Below are 20,937 nucleotides of genomic sequence, written 5' to 3'. Positions count from 1 at the left end.
ATGTAAGAAAAGGATGCATCAATTAAATATTCAAATGTATGGTTTACAGGGGTTTATGTATAGTTGGCGTATTATTTCGCACTTTCACCAATAAGTTGAACTGAAGAAATAATAATCTGGACCAAGAACAGATTATGGGTATATTCTACAAACCTGTTAGGAGGAAATAGTGGTGAACTTCCAGGATTTCTATTCCCGTTTCAATGGAACTAACTATGGTCTGGAAGTTGGGGACAAGAAAAAATGGCAAAGCATTGGCGTTGAAGGCTATTCATGCGCAGCCTCCCCCTAAGACCCTTTCGGTAGTGAAACGAAGGAAAGAATCCAGTTCCTGTTACTAGGCCTCAAGGGCAAAAATATTGTTGGCACTAACTCAAGACATCCTTTACCACGTTTCCGTGAACGTCCGTAAGTCTAAACCGACGACCTTGATGTTTATACGTCAATTTTTTATGGTCAAAACCTAACAAATGTAACAATGTGGCTTGAAAATCATGGACATGAACCGGTGACTCAACTATGTTGTATCCAAACTCATCCGTTACCCCATAGCTAAAACCCTTTTTAACTCCCGCACCAGCCATCCACATTGTAAAGCACCGCGGGTGATGGTCACGACCATAATTTCCTTTTTCCAAAACTCCCTGTGAATAGTTTGTTCTACCAAATTCGCCCCCCCAAATGACCAGGGTGTCCTCAAGTAAACCTCTCTGCTTTAAATCCATTACCAAAGCTGCCGAAGCTTGATCCGTATCTCGGCACTGGTTGGCAAGGTTATTGGGCAAATTAAAATGCTGGTCCCAGCCTCTATGGTATAACTGAACAAAGTTTACGTCCCTTTCAATAAGTCGCCTTGCCAACAAACAATTGGCAGCATAGGTGCCGGGCACCCTTGATTCTGGACCGTACAGGTCATATGTGGCCTTAGTTTCCCCTGAAACATCCATCATTTCAGGAACTGATGACTGCATGCGGTATGCCATTTCATACTGGGCAATGCGGGTCTGAATTTCGGGATCGTGTTCGATCTCGAATTGCTGGGCTTCAATCTTACTAAAATAGTCCAACATTTTTCTTCTATTCTGTGTATCTATTCCAGGAGCATTGGAAAGATAGAGCACGGATTCCTTACCCGAACGAAATTGTACCCCCTGATGTAATGAAGGCAAAAATCCGCTTCCCCACAAACGAGCCGATAAGGGTTGCGCATTTAATTTCCCCGTGCCATTGGATAGTAGGACACAGAACTCTGGCAAATTCTTATTTCCACTTCCCAACCCATAACTCATCCAAGAGCCAATACAGGGTCTTCCATGTTGCTGGGAACCAGTCTGAAAAAAAGTTAAGGCGGGGTCGTGATTTATAGCCTCGGTATGCATTGATTTAATAACACAAATCTCATCTGCGATAGCGGCGGTGTGCGGGAGAAGTTCACTCACCCAAATACCAGATTTGCCATATTGCTTAAAATCAAATTGGGCACCTGCCAATGGAAAGGATTTTTGTCCGGCCGTCATCCCTGTTACACGCTGTCCGTTCCGTACCGAATCCGGTAATTCCTTACCATTCATTTCTTGAAGCAAAGGCTTATAATCGAACAGGTCATGTTGGGAAGGCCCACCACTTTGAAATAAATAAACTACCCTTTTCGCCTTGGGCGCAAAATGCCTAATTTGTTCGGGAATCTCCTGCTCTTTTAATCCATTGCCCAGCCCCGAAAATGCATTTAATGGTGCGGTCATTGACGCCAGTGCCAATCCGCCTATACCAATACCGGCCTTGGACAGAAAATTGCGCCTGTTCATTTGCAGCCTTTCGGCGATTAAGGGATGGCTGTGCATTTTATCGAGATCTGAAAAATTTATTTTTTTACCCATTTATCATTTATATAGTTGAATAACTATCTACTACCGCTTCATTATGGTCTCACCCAAACTAAGCAATGTATTGTTCACTACGGTCATTGCAGCCACTTCCAGTGAAGGTAATGCCGAATCCACAGGGTATTCCCCTACGGCCAATAGCTCCTTCACCAAATCAGTGTTGCATGAAAAATTTTCTCGGGCATCTAGCTCCAATTGAATCAGTAACGCCAATACCTCATCATTTGGCATTTTTCCCGTAAGCAATCGATGTGCATGTATAATTTGATCTTTTTTGCCGCTGTTTTCCCGTATTACACGCTCCGACAATACCCTGGCAGCTTCCACAAATTGAGGATCGTTCATCAGAACCAAAGCTTGCATAGGGGTGTTCGTCTGTTGACGTAATACAGTACAATTATCTCTGGTAGGAGCATCGAAAAGTGACATGGAAGGTAATGGTGAAGTTCGCCGCCAAAAGGTATATAGCCCTCTTCTGTATAGTTTTTTTCCATGATCCTGCTCGTAATTTTTCAAAACACTAAACTCGCCCTTTTCAGACCATAGTCCAGCGGGTTGATATGGCTTAACACTGGCCCCACCTATATCCAAGTTCAGCAGACCACTGGCAGAAAGGGCGCAATCCCGTATAAACTCAGCTTGCAGCCTTATACTTGGACCCCGTGCCAACAGTGTATTCGAAGGATCATTTTTTCTTATATTTTCTTTCACTCGTGAAGATTGCTGGTAAGTTGCCGACATAACTATCCGTTTTTGGAAAGCCTTGATATCCCAACCGGAGTTTATAAATTCTAGCGCCAGCCAATCCAAAAGTTCAGGGTGTGATGGCAGAGATCCCTGGCTTCCAAAATCTTCCAAGGTATTCACTATACCTTGACCGAAATACATTTTCCAAAACCTATTAACGATTACTCTAGCTGTCAATGGGTTTTTTTTATCCACCAGCCACTGCGCGAGCCCTAGTCTATTTTTGGGGAGACTGTCGGCAAAGCCCAAGATAGCCTTGGGAGTATTTGGATACACCTGCTTTTCCCTATTTTCATATGCTCCCCTACCTAGAATGTATGTGGGCCTGGGTTTGGGTAGGTCTTGCATCACCATTACGCCCATAAGCGTATCCTGCAATGCATTCCTCTGTTTATTTAATTGGCTGATTTTCTCCCGCACACTCATCACTTCCTTGTTGTAATTTATCAAGTAGTGTCTCCTTAGTGTTTCATCACTTAACTTTAGCGGTTTCGAAGATGCCCCATTAAATAGTGCATTTACCTCCACTTCACTAAGCTCTTTGGCAAATACCTTTAGGTCATCTATACTTCCCTCCCCTTTCGCATCCGTTATATATCCCGGCCTACCACCAATACTAAGGCGTGACCCATCATTGCTGATATTTTGGTTTAATTGATCAAGATTGATGATTTTCTCTACAAGATTTCCATTGCTATAGACCTGTACTCCTTGTGCTTTGCTCGAACCATCATAGGTGAATACATAATGTGTCCATTGGTTACGTACTATGGGTGTTGGGGCACTCACAGAAATAAGATGGGCAGGCCAAGTCCTAACCAACCGAAACGTTAGCATTTCGTCAATAACGGATATGTCATACCCTCTAAAGCTAGACCCACCACCACTCAAATGATCTAGCACCGTAGTATGATCTCCTTGGTGATCTGATTTAAACCAAAAAGAAAATGAAAAACGATCTGCCCTATCAAAATCAATGAATTCACTTTTGATATGTAGCCCGTCAAAACCCGTAAATTTAAGGGCATTACCATGATCGTGGACCTCTACGGCTATGCCCTCATCAGAATTTATACTGATTTTATTTTTTGCACTATTGGCAAAACGCGATTTGTCCTGATCAAAATCGATATCAATAATAGGTGTCAAATCAATTGTTTTATTGGGCAATTTCTCAATGGAAAAGGATTTTTCCAACAGAACATTTAAAGTGTCTGCCAGTGCAGCCATTCTTGTTTCTAGGTGCTCAATTTTCTTTTCCACCACTGGTGTAGTAAGCAATAGTTGCGGTCCAGAATTACCATCGTTCTGTGAGATGCCAGATTCGTTGACACTATTAAAGAAAGCGGACATCTCAAAATACTCTTCTTGCGAAATGGGATCATACTTATGATCATGGCATCTAGCGCACTGCATTGTAATTCCCATCATGGAAGTCGCTACGGTTTCTGTGCGGTCCATCACATATTCCACCCTATACTCTTCATCCACGATACCCCCTTCGCCGTTGAGTCTATTATTCCGCAAAAAGCCTGTTGCCATTCTTTGGACTGATGTAGCATTAGGTAGTTTGTCCCCTGCTACCTGCCAAGTTATAAATTGATCAAAAGGCATATTGTTGTTGAAGGCGTTTATCAACCAATCCCGCCAGGGCCACATTACGCGTAGCCCGTCCTGAGAATACCCGTTGGAGTCCGCATACCGGGCTACATCCATCCAATCTTGTGCCATACGCTCGCCGTAATGAGGAGAGTTTAGTAACCGATCAACTACTTTTTCAAATGCGTTGGGCGATTTATCCGTTATAAATGCATCAATTTCTGAAATGGTCGGTGGCAGACCGGTAAGGTCCAGCGTAACTCTCCGCAATAAAGTCTCTTTTGAGGCTGCAAAATTTGGCTCCAAACCAAAACTTTCTAGCTTTTGAAGGACAAAATTATCGATAGGATTTTGGACCCAATTAGTCTTTCTAACCTTCGGTAATTGAGAGGCCTTAGGAGGAATAAATGACCAATGTGGCTTATACTCTGCCCCTTGTTCAATCCATTTGGCGATCATGGCCACCTCTAGCTCCGATAGTGCCAACCCTGATTCCGGAGGCGGCATTTTTTGCTCTATATCCGTTGAGGTAATCCGAGAAAAAGCTTCACTCTTTCCAATATTTCCTGAGACAAAGGCGTGACCTCCCGATTTCAATTTTTTCTTAGTGGCGCCTTCTTCCATGTCTAGCCTGAGGTTTGCCTTTAGTGCATTTTGGTCCGGGCCATGGCAGGGGAAGCAGCGATCCGAAATAATTGGCTTAATATGAAAGTTGAAATCTACTATATCGGGAACTATTCTGGATACCCCACTGTTGTCCAAGGCAGAGAGCTTATCATAGGGTCCGGTCGGATTGCAGCCAGATAAGAAAACTGTAAGACCCACAACTAGAAAGCAGATATAAAATGAGCGATAATACCGTTTCTTAAAAATCATTTTCAAAAAAGAATTTTATTGGCAATGGTTTCAATCCATTTAAAGGGGAAAAAATGAACAGTACATTAAGCTAAAAATCTAAAAAGGGTGAAAACGCTAATAAAAACGGGCGTTTAAACCAAAAATAGGATTTTGTATTAAAAAAATGAATAATCCACAAAGTTTAATTTTGTATAATCTTACTTCCATAACTTTTCCAAGTTTGGGTAGTCGAACGTTGTTGCAATAAAAAATTTCTTGAAACCAACTATCCCTGAGGTAAGTCATATGGGCATACCTAGACTACACTCGATATAGGTTTCGCCCTACCTAAAGCTATCGGCATCATTTTGGCCCTAGGGGTCAAAAACCGATATTTTGTTTATTACCTAACCCATAAATAGCCAAAAAAAGCAGTTGTGACCCTGTCTTTGATCCAGGCAGGGCAGAGGCAGCGCCATTGGGGAATTTTTAGATTAATAATCCTTTTTATTCAATGGTATATTCCCCAACCGTGGCTCCGTCGTCTCGAATCATTGTTATGTTCAGTTGTTCTTCATCCGCCTTAAACTGGATAAGTGTCCTGTTTCCTGTTTTGGGTCCCCCTCCAATTATGATAGGATAACTATGGTCTTCCGAAGGAGGGTGTACCCCATAGCGATGGGTATGGCCTGAGATGACCATGTTTACCCCGTGATTTTCAAAAATAGGGTGAAAAAGTTTACGACAGTGCATCGTGCCGTGCCATTCCCCGGAATGAAAAGGTGGAATATGCATTAGAACCACACGAAACTTACAATTTCTGAACTTAGGGTTTTGCAGCTCTTCCTCTAGCCATTTTGCCTGTTGTTCCCTGAAGGAATCAAAACGCACAATATCCCCATAAACAGGTGTCTCATCTTCCTTATCTTCTCCAGTATCCAATACGATCCAATGTACAGGTCCCTGCTGGAAGGAAAAATAATATTCATTATCTGGAAAGGTAAAATAGTCCTTGATATTTCTAGCAAACTTGCCCCTAGTCTCATGATTGCCTCGAATCATCAGGAAAGGCATATTACTGGCAAAAAGGGCAGTACAGGGTGTAATCAAGTGATCTATTAACTGTTGCTCATCGGTTTGATGATCGAACATATCCCCATTGAGTGCCACAAAATCAAATGGAAAGTCTTGGTTTAAAGAAATTAAATCTGAAAAAGAGTAAGGACGGTCGTGAATGTCATTTAGTATTAAACAAGAAACCGAATCTGAATTCGGATTTTGGGTACTAAAAGAATGAACATCTCCCGTTACCGTTTCTCCAAAAACCAAATCATAGGGGTCGAACTTTACAATTTCCCTGCTCATTACCCTATACTTATAAGTTGTATTAGGCTTTAGGCCATTAATCCCAATTTTGTTTAGACGGTTGTTGGCCCGTACAAAACCATCTTCTGTTGATTCTGCTTTGGACTCTAACTCCTTTTCCCCATATTCCACCCAGCTATGGGCATTATTAGCCGTAATAAAAGTAATACACACCGCGCTTTCTGTTAGGTCCTGAAGGTAAGGTGGGCACAATAGTCCGAAAGGCACAAGATTATCATTCTTCAATGCAGCCGCCGAAATTAAGGGCAGTGTTGCTCCGCCAATCGCAACCATCGATAAATTCCCCAAAAAATTCCTTCTAGTCTTGTTTTTTTTCATAAATGCATTATTAAAAAAATATAGTATCAGTTGGAACCAAATCTAGGTATTGATTCCTTTTTAATTAATATACCCTTATGGGTTCAATTTAATGAAGATATAAAATTATAGGCCATTTAGGGTTTAATCATTTAATGGACATTCCATATCGTTAATAGTGATTCCAAAAAAAATAATTGGACTATCATTCAAATTGTACAAGCAACAATTCTATAACCCTAGTACATGGTCCATAATGGTTTTATTGTTTTTTAGCTTAGATGGTAATTTCTATAGACTTTCCTTCTTCTATGGGACAAATTTTATGATAAATTAAGTTTTGGCTCATATTGATTTAAGCTGCTTTTTGAAGTTTAGAACAATATCTCACTACGAATTGTCATTATCGATTCCCTGATGCCTGCCTTGTGTATTCACCTTGTAAAAATCATCCTACTGCCTATGAAGGGATACAAATTTAAGACTAGCTGAAATGGAAGGGTTCGGTTAATCTTCATTTCCATTATCATTTATGAACCCATTAAAATTTTCTCTTTGCGGTGATTTTTTGTTTGGTACCATCAGGGCCTTATTTTAAATCAGTTACCTACGATTCCTGGACGTCCGTTTAGGTGGGTATGAAGAAAGGGTTTGACTTTAAATAAAAGTCAAACCCTGGTTATTTTTAACTTACACAGTTTAGGGGATAGTGTCTGTTTTTTTAATAATTGGTGGGTTACTCCTTATATAAGAATACGATATATAACTTTTTTAATATTAATTTCTTATAAAACACCTGCATCGACGGCCCCGTAATCGGCATAAATTGATAGCTGTTTAGAAATCAGAAGCTAGAAAAATTCAAGATGAGTTTTAATTGTTAACTTTATAAAGGCGAATAATTAAATCACTGAAAATGAACCCACTGAAAATTGTTCTTGTTTTTTTATGTTTTACTTTTTCGTTCCATTGTCTTTGCCAAAATAGTACAGCTTCCGTCAAGGTTACGATTACGGATCAAAATACAGGAAAGCCAACCGCGGTACGAGCTAAAATCACCAATTCTGAGGGATATGTTGCCGGCATCCCCAAGGAGGCAATATCCATTATGTACGGAAGGGACGACAAAGCGGAACGCTACGGTTTTCAACCAGATAGCACCTACTATATTGATGGTCATTTTAGTCTTGATCTACGTCCTGGAAAATATAAAATTACCCTATCAAAAGGGTTTGAATATCTGGATCAGACGCAGACTATCGAAGTAAAGGAAAGTGGAGGAAATTCCTTTAGTTTTGAGATGAAAAGATGGGTTAAAATGTCAGATTTAGGTTGGTATTCCGCCGATGACCACATTCATATTCGCCGGTCTCCAAGAGAAAACCCACTAATCTTGAAATGGGTCGAAGCCGAAGGGCTAAATGTTGGAGTCTTACTTCAAATGGGAGATTTTTGGGCAACTTATTTTTCCCAATATGCATTTGGAGAAGATGGTACATATGGACAGAATGAAAGCTTACTTTCTACCGGCCAGGAGGACCCAAGAACTCACCAAATTGGTCATACTATCGCTTTGGTGGCCGATGATTTTGTTCGGCAACAAAAAGACTATTACGAATACGATAAGATATTCGATAAGGTTCATGAATTGAACGGGATAACCGGATATGCCCACCAAGGTATGTCCTTTAATGGTTCAAGGGGTATGACGTTGGACGTGCTCAGTGGCAAAGTGGACTTTCTTGAACTGCTCCAATTTTGTGTCAATGGGGGCCCTCTGCTTACCCAAAATTACTACCACTTTCTGGATTTGGGCTATAAACTTACAGCAACGGCAGGATCTGACTTTCCCTGGTGTGGCCTTGGTCCTTCATTTGGTACCGATGATCCAAGTTGGAATGCCCGAATTGGCAATGTCAGGTTTTATACTTGGATAGATGGGAAATTTGAGTATGCATCTTGGAAAAAAAATCTAAAGGAAGGACACACCTTTGTCTCGTCCGGCCCTATGCTTGTTTTTAGTATCGATGATAATCTCCCAGGTGATGAAATTAAATTGTCGGCCCCGCAAAAAGTCTCTATTAAGGCAAAAGCTTTAGGAAACAAAGACCAAATTCCACTTTCAAAGCTAGAGATAATAGCCCATGGAAAAGTGTTGAAACAAATAACGCCTGATGGCGATGATCAATCTTTGGAAAAAATGGAATTGAACTTTGATCTAGAAGTAGAAAAAGGGACTTGGATAGCCGCACGCTGTTATGCAGGCCCAAATCAAGTTGCCCATACCACACCTATTTATATTACTGTAAATGACGGCGGTTTTCATAACCCAGAAACATGCGATGACTATTTGTCATTAAACGAAAAGTATCTGGATGAACTGGAAGCGGAGTTGGAGGAACCCAACGATCGGGTAGATAAACGCGCCTGGTGGTATCGTGACCCTCTACAAAAAAGAATTGCCGAAACACGAAAAATCATTGAAACATTGAGAGAGAAATAAAAGTCCGAAATAAAATGTTCTTCAAGAGTTCTTTTTCGATACGCTCAGAAATGTTTTTTCAACCTAAACATCAAATTGTTTGTAATAGCGTTAAAAAATCTTTTACAGCTAAGTCAAAGCAATTTTTATTGCAGTCATTTATCTGGAATTTTTCAAATTATATTGTTTGCCTCCACCCGATCTAACTCATTATCTCCAGGCTTATATCCGTTTAGTGTGTAATAAAAAATAAAGTTAAACCGACCTTTTGCTTTTAGGAGCCACATACCCATGGGTCTAGAATAAAAAAAGGAAGAATGGTTTCACAATGTTCCCTACGAGATATCAACTCAATTTTTCTTACTGTTGGACAATCCCCAAATATAGGGCCAGGGCCCAAAATGTTCAGAAATAGAATGAAAAATTACACCCATATCTTTTACATTTTTTCGTAAGGCCAATGGGTATCTACCCCTTGACTACGAATGAGACTTTGAAATTTCCGCACTGCAGCGGCATCCTTGTAAACCTCTTGAGGGCTTCTACCCGTTCCCATTAAAAAAGGTACAAACATCCCTATGGCTTCACCTATACTCCATTCCACAGGGTGCAGTCTATAACAGCCATTGGTAAGATGCGTGGTTCCAATATTTTTATTCACCGGAAATATATTTTCCATCCGCTCTGGAATTAACGCTCCCAATGGTATTTGAAAGGGAAGGGAAGAAAAGTCAATGTAATTATCTCCACCACTACTTGGATGCAGATCAATATGGTAATATCCTAACCCCACACTATCCTCAAAATTTTTGGCACGGGCTTCAGCTTCCGAAACTCCTTGAATAGTTGCTCTTTGGGTTGCTCCCACATGATGTTCGGTGATTCTAAATAAGGGCTTAATTCTTCTAGCCTCCCTTATATAAGGATATTTTGCCAGTCCATCATTGGTTCCCATAACATCATGCCTTAATCTAATTCCTGGCCAGCCTTTCCCTCCATCGGACCTAGGGGCTTCCGTTTGCAACCAATACAATAGGGACAGACTTAATTGTTTTGCCCTATTAATGTGATGTTTTAGCTCATTATCACTAACATCCACGATATTCCCTAAAAAATAATCGTTTTGGGGGTAGTTTACCAAGGTGATATCGCCGCTAAGAAAACCGTCTTCAAAATTATCCTTGGCCAATATTCGGCGATAGATCCACAGGTTCAATACCTCCTTCATATGATTTCCCCTAGGATCAAAGCCCAAATTCTTTGGCAAGAGGGTACGTGGGTTGGAATAGTTGAGCTCTAGTAATTTTCCAGCCCATGGCGTTTTCATTTCTGGAGTAAAGTCGCGCCAAAACATATACTCCTCAGGTTTGTTTATGGTCCAATCCTCATTAGGCCTATAGTCCATAGCAAAACAGACTGTAAAGGCTTGATTATTTGTGGGATCTGCTATTTCCGCGGCGTGCAATTCGCCCGTATCCGATTTAGCTTCGGCCCCACAAACATATTCGGTTCCCGTCATGGGCAATAAATCGCCCAGTTCCGTTGCATCCGCAAAGTAGGGTGCTACTAAATTCCATATCTCACCGGAGGAAAGGGTTTTAACACTCACAGATTGCACCTTGTTTCCAAGAACAGAAGCCTTCAAAGCCACCGTTTCTTTTAATAGGACCAGTTTACCGGCACTGATATAGGGATCGAACATAGTTTCCAACACCCGTAACGAAACTTTCGGCTCATGACTTATTTCTGAAACAGAGGCATTACCCGGATTAAACCTTTCATTTTCGGCAAACTCCGCCTTTAGTGGATAGTTATCGCGATAATAAGTCCTGACTTTTTTTCTAAATTCCCGATATAATGCCGTAGCACCAAAGTCGTTGATCCATTTATGCTCATCTGGGGGTACCCCCTGTTGTGTTAATTGTCCGCCTATCCAATCTGTTTCTTCGGTCATGATCACCGTCAAACCATTGCGAAGTGCCCCTAATGCAGTGGCACACCCCCCTGTTCCCCCACCGATAATTACTAAATCTGCATTTAAGATCTTCCCTTCTTTATTAATACTGTTGACCTTTTCAGTATTCTTTTTTCCATTGGATGCATAAATTGGGTTTAAAACCACCAATCCACTTCCTGCGGCCACATTGGCTAAAAAGTTTCTTCTTTTCATAGGTATTAAATTACAATAATAAACGCCCCACCATAGATTGGGCTGGGAACAGTATCAACAGAAAACTAAAATAACAATTTTTCATCTTAGGATGCAGGCGTTGTGAATTCCTGTGGTCTAGATGTGGTGTTTGCTTTTTAAGCAAAATCCTTAAGCTTATATTTTAAGGTCGCATTCCCATTTTCAGAAACAAAAAATGAACAATAGTTTACTATTGTTCATTTGCCGACCAAACCAACCCAAATCTAATTTTTAACTGTTGGATAATACAAAAATTCCATGATGATTTTTCTTTAAATTATTCTTGTTCTTTTTGGCCTTTCAGTTCGATAGATCGAATTTGGAATATGAATCATGTGGTAATTAATAAATATCAAAAAATAACTCGTTTTTATTGATTACTTATTTCTTTCCAATATTGCTCGATTTCCTCTAGACTTTTTCCTTTGGTCTCGGGTACATATTTGTAAAAGAAAAAAGTCGCTATCAGACACATGAACGCAAAGGTATAAAAGCCGGCACCCACACCTATCTTCTCAACATACCATGGAAACAGAAAGGCCGTCAGGAAATTGATGCCCCAGTTGGCGAAGGTGGCAATGGACATGGCACGACCCCGGATACGGGTGGGGAATATCTCTCCAATCAGCACCCATATCACCGCATTGATGGAAATGGCCAGAGAAGCCATATACACGCATAACATGACAACGATCCAAATGCCCGATGTCTGTCCTGTGATGAATAGCGTCGCTATAATTATCAGGGAAATAAAGACTGCGGACATACCCCAGATCAACAATGGGCGTCGGCCCCAACTATCTATTTTCCATAAAGCGATTATGGTGAATATCAGGTTGATGATTCCGATGGCCACTTGGAACTGTAACGCACTGTCCAATTGGAACCCAGCATCTTCGAGGATGGTGGGCCCGTAATACACGATAATGTTAACCCCAGTGAACTGCCCGAAGACAGAAAGCCCGACCCCTACGATCAAGGCCAGACGTAATCCTGGCTTTAAAAGTTCACTGATCTTTCCTTTAATATGCGTAACCGTCTTTTTTATTTCCTCCAGTTCATTCTTGGCCACGGTTGCACCACTGATCTTGGACAATATAGTATAGCCCTTATCCGCTTGTCCATTTTTTATCAACCAACGGGGACTTTCCGGGATAAGGAACAATAACAAAATGAACAGTCCCGAGGGGATCATCTCTGATCCAAACATACCTCGCCATACCTCCGATACCATAGCCCTATGGAAAATTCCTGTTCCACCGAAAGCCTCCATATTTCCATGTGAAAACCCTAACAGGGACCAATTGGAAAAATAGGCCAGCAATATACCTATGACTATAGAGAGTTGGTATAAGGCTACTAGCCTTCCCCTGATTTTGGGTGGTGCAACCTCGGAAATGTAAAGCGGTGCCAGTACCGATGCCATTCCGACACCGACTCCCCCAATAAGCCTGGCAACAATAAGAAAGATAAAGTTCGGGGGTACCATTGACCCCAATGCTGAAACAAAGAACAACAATGCCGCAATCATGAGCACAGGTTTTCTGCCAAATTTATCACTTAAGACTCCGGAAATGGCTGCTCCCCCAATGGCCCCTACCAAAGCGGAACTGGCAAACCAACCCACTTCTAATTTATCCAGGGTGAAAAATGTTTCCACAAACCCGAAGGTTCCTGAAATGACCGCCGTGTCAAACCCAAAGAGTACACCCCCCAATGAAGCCACAAAACAGATCAGTGCCAGATATCTTTTATTTCCCTTATTTATGTTCATTACCGTTGTATCCATAGTTTTATTCCAGTTGTACTTGTTTATTTCCTGCAATGATTTCCATGCTCGATACCTAAAACAGGGCGTTTGAAAATATCTTTTCCTTATCGGTCAAAGCAGCAAAAACTGAATCGCGACTCCTTGCCTGGCGAATATTTTCCCCAAAAGGAAACCTTATCGTTTAACAAAGCCACTGTATACTGTTTTGTAAATTTGACTAGGTGCATTAATTGAAAATCTAAGTTTTTTTATATAATTCGTGTACCAATTAATGTTCCACTCCCGGCAACATTTGTTGCCAAACTTCTTCAATTTCGGTTCCTACCGTAGATTCCTTGGTCTTTTCCCAATAGCTCGTATTTTCAAGTTTTAGTGCCAAAGTTGTGGTGATAAAGCTTTGTGTCCATCCTGTTAAGGTTCCCCAAGCGCCCCAGCCATGGTCGGCGTTGGAACCATAATATTCCCAGTCTTCGAAATCGAAGGCACGGAACCAACAGCCATCCAGATCGGCCCTTCCAGAGGAGGTGCTTTGAATACGAACCAGAAAATCTGCCAGTTTGTCGATGGCTGTCAGATATCTTGGTTCCTGGGTTGCCTGTGCAGCTTCGTTCAAGGCAAAAAATGCAAAGTTTGTTGTATAGAGCATATCTGCCACTGGGTCTCCATTAATATGAATTACGGGAGCTTCAGCATGCCCATAGCTTTCGTTGGACTTTGGTGCACCGTATCTTCCATTATCACCAATTCCCAATTCTTCCCTAAATGCCCCAGAGTCCACCTGATGTTCCAATAGATCATCGCATATTAAATGTAGCCAATCCCTGTGTTGTTGTGTATCTTCGGCTCGCACCAGCCACGCAAGTGGAAGAATCATCCGAGCACGTTCCTGCTGGAGCCCATTGGTCCATAACCAATTTGTAGGGTAGTTTTCCATGGTAATGGAAATGGCTCTCTTGGCTTTGTCCAACAAGGGTTTGTAGCCTGTCTTATCGTACAACCAGAGATAGGTTGCCCATATCCATGACTCGTAGTGTGGGGCAATATTTTCCAGATCCCTTGCCATGAGTACCTGCCAAGTGGTTTGGTCTATATCTTTACCATTTAGTGCTCCTTTTCGAAACCCTTTATAGCCAGAGGTCCGAAAATTGGCCAAGATCAGTTCCAATATCTGCTTGTCCCATTTGGGATTCATCATCGTCTGCGATGCCAGTACAGAACCAAGGATTACCCGGGCATTGTCATCACCATAATATCGATGTTTATTCGTATCTGCCCATCCTATCAGTCCATAGGACGATTGCTTTGGATCTATACTATTGGTAGTTTTAAAGGTTTCCGAATTATATACAAAATCCATTAGATTAGTGGCCGTTTCCAAATATTTGGAATTTTGTTTTATCCCGTTCGCGGTTGCCAAAGTCATGGCGGTCTCGGCTACACAATCGGCACGGAGCCAATATCGGTATTGTTGGCTCCCATCGGGGTTGATATAGGAGTAGTGGCCTTCCATAACGCCCAATGAACCATCCCCAGAGGGCAGATTAAGATCCATAGGTGAACCAACCGGTAATTTTAAGGTGTCAATACTGCGCCAGTGATCCCTCCATTCTGGATGGATTAGAAACTTGGCCTTATCGTACCACTCCGCACCACGATCAACAGCTGTGCGATAATCTTCTTTGGAAATGGCCGTCGACGCATCGAAGGTGGGCCGTACAATGGGTTCCCATTTTATGGCTTCTTCGTCCATGTCTATGGACATATGGGACAGAATACCCCCTATCGCATTCCTCCACGCATTATGGGGGGAATACCGACTTCTGTTGAAATCGCTCAACTTGGTGGTCGATACCAGTACATCGCCATCCTCAAATAGAATGGGGAAATTCGGGGTGTTTTCAAGACCATAAACGGCCTTTTTAAACCCCGCTACCTTAGCTCCTTTTAGGTGGGAGGCTCTTTCAGGAACATTTACATACTTATAAAGCCCCGCATCCAAAATCATTGATCGTTCCAATCGCTCTCCAAAAAAATCCGAGGTAACCACCAATCTTTCTTTTTCGGTGGACTTTATTTCTCCGGTTACACCGCTGGACAAACGATCAGGAAACTCTACATAGACCTTCAGATCCTTTTCCTTGACCATGTTATAGAAACCCTCTGGGAGCGCAGTCTTTTCGGCCGGATAGTTTTTGGCCAATACTAATAGTCTATCACCCTTTAAGCTACCTTCTAGAGCATTATTAATATTTTCATAACGGTTCACCTTATATGCCCTGGATAATAGCAATTGGTACAAATTATTATCTTCATTACAATAAATATTTATAGTGTTATTTTGTAAAGAATCAACAATTGGAGTATTGTTATCGGCTGTTAGTGCCTTACATGACATTGTTAAAATACTTAAAGCCACAACAGCCCGTAGTCCTAATTTTACACTCATAACCTATTACTATTTTTAAATCACCTTAATTAGTCTATTTTTTCCCAATATACTTCTTAATTCATATTCCGTACACGGAATTCTTGAACTTTTACCAGCATAGACTCCAATTACCCGGTCTAGTCAAAATCTTTATCCTTCACCTATTTTAATCCGACAATAGATTGGGCCACCAACAATATCAACAAGAAAAGTATAGTAATAATTTTTCACTATAGAGAGCAGGTATTGTATTTTTAAATTGGGAAAATCTATAGAAAAATGCTAACTTTAAGAACTTCTGTACATGTCCCCTATTGAGCCTTGGCCAATTCAATGGCACAAATTGTGATACCCCCAACAACATTCACAATAGAACGATTTCATCGAAAATCTTAAGAGTTTGTAACCAATTTTATTCACTTCAAAATCATTCGAGTTATGGACAAAACTGCAATCACCACGCAAAAGACTTCCCTATATGAAAGATTGGGTTCAGAACTTGGTGTTAGGAAAATTGTCAATGATGTATTGGACAAAAATGCTAACAATCCACTTATAGGCCACCATTTTAATAATATCGATATGGATAAGCTTAAGCAATTGGTTTTTGAGTTCTTCTCCATGGGAACTGGGGGGCCTCATAAATATTCCGGCAGGGATATGCGTACTTCACATACAGGCATGCACATTAATGAAACCGAATGGGCCAGTGCCACGGACGACACAGTATGGGCTCTGGACACTAATGGAATTGGACAGGCAGAAAAAAATGAAGTTATCGCAATTCTTGAATCCTTAAAAGGCGATATTGTTGCGATTTAGGTTAAAAATTAGGACAGTATCCATCATTTTTGGCCTACCGTTTTTTGAATACTATCAAAGTAGCTAAATCTAGCAACAAAAAAGGAACAATAGTCTACTATTGTTCCTTTTAAACTCAACTAACATCGGCTTTCTTAATTAGTTGGCATTGTCCGTAACAAACTTGAATATTTCATTTTCCTTTAACTGAACGGTTTTTTTCAATGCCCCGTATGAAACAGTGATTTCTTTTCCCACGGGTGCCACGATATTGGCATAAAGCAGTTGTCCATTTTCCCATTTCATATCTACCGTTATATTTCCCCTTGCCTTAAGCCCATTTACACTACCCGTTGGCCAAGCCTTAGGTAAGGCCGGTAATAATTCTATGGCCCCGGCATGACTTTGCAAAAGCATTTCAGCTACTCCTGCGGTGGTTCCAAAATTAGCGTCCATTTGAAAAGGCGGATGCAGTCCGAATAAATTCACAGCGGTACTTTTGCTGAGGACGGTTTCCAAACTACTCTTGGCTTTATCACCATCGCCTAAACGCGCGTATTGGTTAATGAGCCAGGCTGCGCTCCATCCGGTACCTCCACCACCATTGCCAATTCTATGGTCCAAGGACTTACCTGCGGCGGCTGCAAGGCCGGGAGTCTCTATCCTACTGATTTCATTTCCTGGATGAAGTGCAAACAAGTGTGAAATGTGCCTATGCCCTGGTTCTACTTCCTCAAATTCCTCTGCCCATTCCATTAAACGTCCATCACTGCCTATCTTTGGACCTAAAAGGGAATTCTTGGCTTCGCTTACCTTTTGTACATAGGAATCGCTTATTCCAAGTTCTTTGGAAGAATTAAGAAAATCGGTAAAAAGTTGCCAGATCACTTGTTGATCATGGGCAGGCCCCATACTGATCTGACTTCGACTGCCATCTGGCGCGATAAATGTATTTTCAGGGGAAACTGCTGGTCCGGATACCAACTTCCCTGTTTTGGGATCTTTTACCAACCAGTCCATATAGAAATCAACGGAGCCTTTTAAAACTGGATACATCTGTTTTAAAAAATCTTTGTCCTTGGAAAAGGCATAATGCTCTGCGATATGGGTACTTAGCCATGCGCCGCCTCCGGTATGCATTCCCCAGGAAGCGCTTTCCCCAGGAGAAGTATAGCCCCATACATTGGTGATGGGGTGTAGCACCCAACCCTTGTTGTGATATTGTACTTCTGCGGTCCGCTCTCCCGAAGGCACCAAGGAGGTAAGTAAATTGAACAATGGCATATGCAATTCCGATAAATTGGTGGTTTCTGCCAACCAATAGTTCATCTGTACATTTATATCGGTATGGTAGTCCCCATTCCATGGAGTTTGAATTTTATTGGCCCAGATTCCCTGCAAATTGGCGGGTAGTGTACCGGGTCTGGAAGAGGAGATCAAAAGGTATCTACCGTACTGAAACATTAGTTCCTCCAAGTGTGGGTCATTTTTGGTCTCCTTGTACCTTTCCAATCTGGTTCCTGTCGGCAAAGGAGTTATAGGGTCTGGAGTAATATCCAAACTTACTCGCTTAAAGTAGTTTTGATATTCCTGGGTATGATCTGATAATAGCTCATCAAAAGATTTGACCAAGGCCTTATTTATATTGGCTTCAGTAATATTTATATAATCCCGGCCAATATAATTTGGGGGATCTAAAACATAATCTGTTGAGGCCGATAAATATAAGGTAACCTCATTCGCATTTTCCACAACTAATCTATCGCCTACATATTGCAAAGCACCTCCTTTATTGGCGCCTTTTAGTCGGGTCATATATTGCAAGCCATCTTGTCCCTTGCCATTGGGCAATGCCCCTGACATGATCAACTGCCCATCTTCGGAATAGGTTTTATAATTCTCAGGCCGGTCCATTTTGGCGCTGAAGGAAATTTGGCCTGGTTTATTGGCCGTAAATCGCACTATCATAACCTGATCGGGATAGCTGGTAAAGATTTCCCTTTTGTAGTTTACTCCATTTTGGGTATAACTTATGCGTACTATCGCCTCATCAAGATCCAGCTCCCTATGGTAGTTTTCATAAGGCTCTTTTTGTCCATTATCTATCCAAAGGTCTCCCAAGGTTTGAAAGCATCCAAAGGGAACTTCGGCCCCATTGCCATGCCCAGAGCCTTCCCCCTTGCAGACCTGGGTACTATTGGTGAGTTCGGTAGCTTCTTTATATTTACCATTGAACAATAGTTCACGAATTTCGGCCTGGGCAGCAAATGCCTCAGGGTTATCATTATCATCCGGACTACCGGACCACATGCTTTCTTCATTTAATTGGATTCGCTCCAAATTAACATCCCCAAACACCATTGCCCCAAAGGATCCATTGCCCAAGGGCAGTGCCTTTAGCCATTCCGCATCGTCTTTCCAACCATTTGGATCGTCCTTCGCAGTTGCCAAGGCCGGTTGATCATACCATATTTTGAGGTGCTCCTGGTTGGATTCCTTTTTTTCGGTGCTACATGATGTGATCAATACTAAAATACTGAGTACTCCTGTGGTAAGCTTCATAATAGGGGTTGTTATTGAATATTGTGGTTTAATATAGTTGAATTTATCTGGGCAGTTCTTTCCGCTCTTTGTCCTTTTCCAACGCTAAGCCCTGTTTTTAAACAGTAGTCTATTTTGTAATCAGTTGCAATTCATATTTGGCATCATAGTCCAATTGGGACCTTTTCATAGCCTTGATCTGAATCTTAGTTTCCATTCCTTCAATATCCATTACATTGGACTGGATACTTACATCCTTACAATGTTCTAAAAAAAACATGGGCTGATTGCTAACAGGGAAGTTTTCCTGGTCCCCTTTCCGCACCTTGTTGCGTTCAAAAGTAAGATTCTCTGTGGCCCTGGCAAACAATAATGGGGGACCAAAAAGCGTAAACTCATTGTCTACAATACTAATATTGGAATGTACATATTGATTCTTTACAAAATTATGGGCCTCCGGCATAATAGCAATCGGATAAGTATTTGGAAAAGAATTATACCCACACTCAATAAATTTATTGTTCCTGATCGTAAGGTCCTTTACCGCACCCGATTCATACCACGAATTACAGTCGTTGGCAATAAGAATGGCATGCATGCCCGTTCTAAAAAAAGTATTTCCCTCTATCAACACTTTTTTTCTTGTGGTCACCAATAGTCCTCGCGTATTGGTATGTTCAAATCTATTATTCTTCACTACCAATTCAGGAGTTTTGGTCAAGTTTTCTACACAATGCTTCTCCTTCAATTGCCTGGGTAACGGGCGGTCCAATTGCAGTTCTAGCTCCCGGTCCGACAATTTTGTCACCTTTTTTACTACAGCATTATGGTAAACCAAAAGGTTCTCATTGTCCACATACCCAATGGAATCCCCTTCTTCAAAAGCCATTAAGTTCCATGTCTGATGGTGCATAAAACGCACTTTTATCTTATCCCCTTCATGGCCAACCACTCGTAAATGCGTCCCATGTACATTTATGGGATCGTCATGAGATCCTGAAAAAAGGCTATTCTCTATGGTAATCCTGCCATAGCATCCCGAAAAATGCAGAAAATCTGCAAAACCGGCAATAATCCTTCCCGTTTCCTGCCGAGGTTTCGCTATAAGGCCTTCAACGGAAATATTCTTTGAAAATTGGCTCACCATTCCCAAGCCATGCATATAGTGGAATCCTATGTTCTCAAAGGTCAAATTCTCTGAAAAATGATTGAGTACCCCCAAACAATCCCGGTACGTATCCCGCATTGTTAAAACATCTTCCTTAACCAATCCCGCCTTGGAAAAATCTCCCGTAAACAGAATTTGATTATCCCCTTGGGCAGTAGCTATAGCATTTTCAAAAGCCGGATTTCTAAAATAATACATGCTCTCTTGTTCCGGATTAAACTTGATAGTATGTAAATGGCCTGATTTCCAACCCTCGCCATACCATACCACTTTTTGATCGATAACCGAATAACGCGAATCTCGATGTACTTTCACCAAAGCAAAATCATCTGTCACCTCCAATATTGTGAATTCGGACATGGAAGGCCGTTCATAGTCGAATCCCATATTTTTTACCGTAATATTCCTGCTATTAATATTGGCCAGATGTACCATTTTGCCATGGCTCATTATTATAGTTTCATCGCCTGCCAATGTAATGTTACTCATATTCTCCAATAAAATTCCCACATTTTTAACCTTGCTCAGGGTGTCGGATTCGGTAGCATTGGAAACATAGAGCTCTCTTTTGGCAGCCTCTGCAGGCCATAGGTCTATGCGCCCTTTTGGAAACCTTACTACAGCAGATTCATATTTTGCGGCATCTGCCAAAGCTTTGGTGATTGCCGGTACTGCATCCTGAAAAGAATTGGCCCTAACGCCGTAGTCTTTGAGATCGATTATTTGTTGGGCCAGTGTTGATTGAATATTGGATATCATCAAAAGTGAAACGCAGAGCAATAAAGTGAGTCTCTTTTTCCTCATTT

Annotated in this window: 10 protein-coding genes; 2 read left to right on the top strand and 8 right to left on the bottom strand. The window is 41.4% G+C overall.

The features are described 5' to 3' along the window. Window positions 1–368 precede the first annotated feature (368 nt). The 3 genes from CWD91_RS04820 to CWD91_RS04810 all read right to left on the bottom strand — a co-directional run bounded on the left by CWD91_RS04820 (window position 369) and on the right by CWD91_RS04810 (window position 6,770). Window positions 369–1,841 (bottom strand): DUF1501 domain-containing protein, encoded by a 1,473-nt coding sequence (locus CWD91_RS04820; protein ID WP_103439907.1) that lies wholly within the window; start codon window positions 1,839–1,841, stop codon window positions 369–371. Window positions 1,842–1,907: 66 nt separating this feature from the next. Further along, window positions 1,908–5,105 carry a DUF1553 domain-containing protein gene (locus tag CWD91_RS04815; RefSeq protein ID WP_103439774.1) on the bottom strand — a complete coding sequence of 1,066 codons (3,198 nt, stop codon included), beginning with the start codon at window positions 5,103–5,105 and terminating at the stop codon, window positions 1,908–1,910. A gap of 468 nt (window positions 5,106–5,573) precedes the next feature. Continuing rightward, a complete protein-coding gene (locus tag CWD91_RS04810) occupies window positions 5,574–6,770 on the bottom strand; it encodes a purple acid phosphatase family protein (RefSeq protein WP_103439773.1) in 1,197 nt (398 codons plus the stop codon). Between the two features lie 895 nt (window positions 6,771–7,665). Here CWD91_RS04810 and CWD91_RS04805 point away from each other — a divergent pair. Next, window positions 7,666–9,252, top strand: a complete 1,587-nt coding sequence (locus CWD91_RS04805; protein WP_103439772.1) for a CehA/McbA family metallohydrolase — start codon at window positions 7,666–7,668, stop codon at window positions 9,250–9,252. Between the two features lie 418 nt (window positions 9,253–9,670). Here CWD91_RS04805 and CWD91_RS04800 read toward each other — a convergent pair whose 3' ends face one another. From CWD91_RS04800 to CWD91_RS04790, 3 genes are all read right to left on the bottom strand, one after another. Then, window positions 9,671–11,401 (bottom strand): FAD-dependent oxidoreductase, encoded by a 1,731-nt coding sequence (locus CWD91_RS04800; RefSeq protein WP_103439771.1) that lies wholly within the window; start codon window positions 11,399–11,401, stop codon window positions 9,671–9,673. 391 nt (window positions 11,402–11,792) lie between these two features. After that, window positions 11,793–13,211 carry a sugar porter family MFS transporter gene (locus CWD91_RS04795; RefSeq protein WP_157943715.1) on the bottom strand — a complete coding sequence of 473 codons (1,419 nt, stop codon included), beginning with the start codon at window positions 13,209–13,211 and terminating at the stop codon, window positions 11,793–11,795. Between the two features lie 250 nt (window positions 13,212–13,461). Further along, window positions 13,462–15,639, bottom strand: coding sequence for a hypothetical protein (locus tag CWD91_RS04790; protein ID WP_103439769.1), 2,178 nt, complete (start codon window positions 15,637–15,639; stop codon window positions 13,462–13,464). Between the two features lie 420 nt (window positions 15,640–16,059). On the opposite strand from CWD91_RS04790, the gene CWD91_RS04785 reads away from it, so the two are divergent. After that, the gene (locus CWD91_RS04785) at window positions 16,060–16,443 is read left to right on the top strand and encodes a group I truncated hemoglobin (protein ID WP_103439768.1); all 384 of its coding nucleotides are present in this window, start codon (window positions 16,060–16,062) and stop codon (window positions 16,441–16,443) included. 138 nt (window positions 16,444–16,581) lie between these two features. On the opposite strand, the gene CWD91_RS04780 is transcribed toward CWD91_RS04785, so the two are convergent. Then, window positions 16,582–18,984 carry a glycoside hydrolase family 95 protein gene (locus CWD91_RS04780; RefSeq protein WP_103439767.1) on the bottom strand — a complete coding sequence of 801 codons (2,403 nt, stop codon included), beginning with the start codon at window positions 18,982–18,984 and terminating at the stop codon, window positions 16,582–16,584. A gap of 109 nt (window positions 18,985–19,093) precedes the next feature. Beyond that, a complete protein-coding gene (locus CWD91_RS04775) occupies window positions 19,094–20,935 on the bottom strand; it encodes a right-handed parallel beta-helix repeat-containing protein (protein ID WP_157943714.1) in 1,842 nt (613 codons plus the stop codon). Window positions 20,936–20,937 lie beyond the last annotated feature (2 nt).

The organism is Arenibacter hampyeongensis (genome assembly GCF_002909255.1).
In the GTDB taxonomy this organism is placed as follows: Bacteria; Bacteroidota; Bacteroidia; order Flavobacteriales; family Flavobacteriaceae; genus Arenibacter; species Arenibacter hampyeongensis.
Note: the sequence above shows the minus strand (reverse complement) of the source record. Positions and strands in the feature narration are given on the sequence as shown.